At 68.1% G+C, this 3,294-nt stretch carries 3 protein-coding genes and 1 pseudogene; 1 reads left to right on the top strand and 3 read right to left on the bottom strand.

The window, feature by feature from the left end:
• From Q0U08_RS19210 to Q0U08_RS19200, 3 genes are all read right to left on the bottom strand, one after another.
• On the bottom strand, positions 1-1,302 hold a 1,302-nt coding region (locus Q0U08_RS19210), incomplete at its 3' end, for an AarF/ABC1/UbiB kinase family protein (protein ID WP_298093362.1).
• Between the two features lie 3 nt (positions 1,303-1,305).
• Positions 1,306-1,791, bottom strand: coding sequence for a metallophosphoesterase family protein (locus tag Q0U08_RS19205; protein ID WP_298093360.1), 486 nt, complete (start codon positions 1,789-1,791; stop codon positions 1,306-1,308).
• Positions 1,788-2,876 (bottom strand): spore photoproduct lyase family protein, encoded by a 1,089-nt coding sequence (locus Q0U08_RS19200; RefSeq protein ID WP_298093358.1) that lies wholly within the window; start codon positions 2,874-2,876, stop codon positions 1,788-1,790. Before Q0U08_RS19200 ends, Q0U08_RS19205 begins: the two co-directional genes overlap by 4 nt.
• A gap of 127 nt (positions 2,877-3,003) precedes the next feature.
• Between Q0U08_RS19200 and Q0U08_RS19195 the strand changes: the two are divergent.
• Positions 3,004-3,294 (top strand): annotated as a pseudogene (locus tag Q0U08_RS19195) (histidine kinase); the annotation flags it as partial.

Here is a 3,294-nt window from a genome sequence, read left to right as displayed (position 1 = left end):
CTCCACCATCCCCCGCACATCCACCCGCGCCTTCAACCGCGCGCACAGCAGCGCCGTCCCGCTTACCTTGCGCTGCACGAACAGCGTATCCACCGGCGGCAGGTGCCAGGTATCGCGGTCCTCCGCCATGGTCGCCGCCTCCTGCCGCAGCACCGGCACGAAGGCGCGGTCGCCGAAATCGAACGCGCCCGGCTGTTCCAGCTTGTCCAGGATCACCGCGATCATCCGGTCCACCGTCGCCCGGTGCCGTTCGGTCGCCGCGGCGCCCAGAAACCCGGTCTCGACCGCCGCCACGCGCACCGCATCCCGATCGCCGCTCAGACCTGCCAGGATCAGACGATGATAGGCGCTTTGCGTTTCCGGCCGGATCACCCGCGCCGCCCCGAAGTCCAGCAGTACCAGCCGGCCCGTATCCGCCTGCCACCGGTAATTGGCGAAGTTGGGGTCGGTCTGCATCACCCCCCAGGCGAACAGTTCGCGCAGCATCAGCCGCACCAGCGCCTCGGCGGCCTTGTCGCGCGTCGCCTGATCGGCGGCTTCCAGCACCTCCACCCGTTCGCCGGCCACGAATTCCATCGCCAGCACCCGGCCGGTACTCAGCGCCGCATCGGACCCCGGCACTACGTAAGCGGGATCATCGCCGACCAGCGTGCGATACCGTTCCAGCATCGCGCGCTCGCGTTCGTAATCGGCTTCCTCATGCAACTGCCGTTTCGCCTCGGCCAGCAGCGGCGCGATCTCCAGTTCGCGGGGCAACAATCCGGAGACGCGCAGCAACGTCGCGACATTGTCGACATCGGCGTCGATGCTGTTCGCGATGCCCGGATATTGCACCTTGATCGCCAGCACGCGGCCATCGGGCATCTCGGCGCGGTGCACCTGCCCGATCGAGGCGGCGGCGATCGGATGTGCCTGGAAATGCCGGAACTTCCGGCGCCAGTCGCGGCCCCATTCCGCCGCCAGCACGCCGTCCAGTTGCCTGGGCGGCATGTGATGCGCATTGTCGCGCAGCCGGGCCAGGATCTGGGTCAGCTCGGGCGGCAAAATGTCGCCCGCATCCATCGAGATCATCTGGCCCAGCTTCATCGCCGCGCCGCGCAGATTGGCAAGCTGGTCCGCCACCCGCGCCGCGTTCTTCGGCGTCAGGATCAGGTCGTTCATCCGTGGCCGCTCGCCCGCCGCCAGTCGCCGTGCGCCCTCGGTCACGATCCCCCCGGCGATGCCGCCGACGATGCGGCCCATGCCGCCCAGTCGCCCGATCCGCCCGCCGGGTACGGCACGGCCTTTGGATTCCTCGCTCATGTCTCAGGTCCTCAACAGGTCGGATAGCGTGACGGGGGCGAAGTCGTGCACGTCGGTGCCGACATCGAATTGCCGGGGCATCGGCTTCAACCGGCCATGGCTGTGGCCATGCAGGTTGATCGTGCGGCGATGCTGGCCGTTCCAGCTACGGAAGGGATAATGGCACAGCACCAGCCGGTGATCGTCCAGCGTCAGCTCGGCATAATCGCCGATGCTGGCCCAGCCCGTTGCGGCCAGCGTCTCGTCCGGGTCGTTGTTCCCGCGCAGCAGATGCTTGGTGCCGTTCAGCCGTGCCAGCAGGCCGGCGACATCGGCTGGACGCCGCGCCACGTCGCCCAGGTGCCACACCGTATCATCGGGTGCGACGATCGCGTTCCACCGCGCGATCAGCGTGTCGTCCATCTCCGCGGTCGAGGCGAAGGGCCGGCGCGAGATGTTGATCGTGCGGTGGTCGCCGAAATGCGTGTCCGCGGTGAAGAAGACGGTCATGTCCAGTACAGCACCCGCGCCATCGGCAATGCCTCGGCGATACGGCGCTCGAAGAACTGGCGCAGGTCGCGCATGGTGGCCGCGTCATAGACCTGTTTCTCGGTGCCGAACTTGGTGCGCTTGGTCACCCGGTCGCGGGGCGTCATGTCCAGCGACGATCCCGGATACCAGCTATCCAGCACCGCCTTCGATCCGGCGGTGAAGCGGTGGGTGATCAACTCGACGGTCAGGTCCAGCCCGGCCACGCCCGCCAGGGCGGCGGCGGCATCGTCGATCAGCGCGCCGTACGCCGCCTGCCACCCCTCCGCCGCGATGATCGGCGCGATGGTCAGTCCGACCGGGTAGCCCGCCGCCGCCATCTGGCCCAGCGCGCGCAATCGCTGGGCGACGGGTGCCGTGCCGCCCTCGAACCGGGCAAAGGCGCGCGGGTTGATCGATGCGCGCATCCGCGTCCGCCCGCCATGGTCCAGCGCCAGCAGCGGCGCCACATCGGCGAACTTGCTGGTGAAGCGCAGTTGCGCGGGCACGTCCCACCGCCCGAACCACGCGATGGCGGCGGACAGTGATCCGGTCAGCGGCTCCAGCGCCAGCGGATCGGTGTAGCACGACGCCTCGAACGTCGTTCCCTCATGCGCGCGGGCGCTGCTGCGCGAGGTGATCGTGCCCTGTCCCAGATAGGCGGGCAGGCCGTCCAGTATCTCCTCCAGATTGGCATAGACGCGGGTGATCGGCGGACCCTTCAGCGACCCTGCGAGGTAGCAATAGCTGCAATGCGCCGGGCATCCTTCCGCCAGATCGACCCGCCAGTCCGCGCTCGGCGCGATCGGCTGCAGCCGCCGTTTGGACGGTGGCGCCACGACCACCGCCAGCGTCGCCTTGGCCTCGGCATAGGCGCGTCGCGGATCGTCCTCGAACGCCAGCGTCAGACGGTCCCCCGACAGTTCCTCCACCGCGATCCCCAGACGCTGCGCACGCGTCAGAATCGCGCGTCCATGTGCGAATTCGCGCGCGGAACGCGTCACGACCACGCGGCGCGGTGTCCAGGTGCCGATGCCGGCGCGGGCGGGGGAAGGGGCGGTCTGCACGCGGTTCGAACGAATGGCTGCCGAACTTGTTCGCGGCCACGATTGTGGCAAAGCTTTTCGGCCCGGCGCAACCAGCCGATGCCGATGATTGTTGATGCCGCATCCGTCCTTCAGGTAATCGCCCCAAGTGAACGCTGCCCCAAACACTCCCTCGACCGAGGTCGATCGCCTCGCCGCGCTCGAATCCTATGCGATTCTAGATACTTCGCGTGAGGCGGAGTTTGACGATATCGCCCGGCTGGCGGCCGATGTGTTTGAAGCGCCGATGGCGGTGGTCAACTTCATCGCCGGCGATCGTCAGTGGTTCAAGGCGGAGGTGGGCATCGGCACGTGCGAACTCCCCCTCGACGTCTCGATCTGCGCCCACGCGATCCACCAGTCCGACCTCTTCGTCATCCCCGATCTCACCCAGGACCCC

Origin of the sequence: uncultured Sphingomonas sp. (assembly GCF_946477935.1) — a bacterium.
Classification (GTDB): Bacteria; Pseudomonadota; Alphaproteobacteria; order Sphingomonadales; family Sphingomonadaceae; genus Sphingomonas.
Note: the sequence above shows the minus strand (reverse complement) of the source record. Positions and strands in the feature narration are given on the sequence as shown.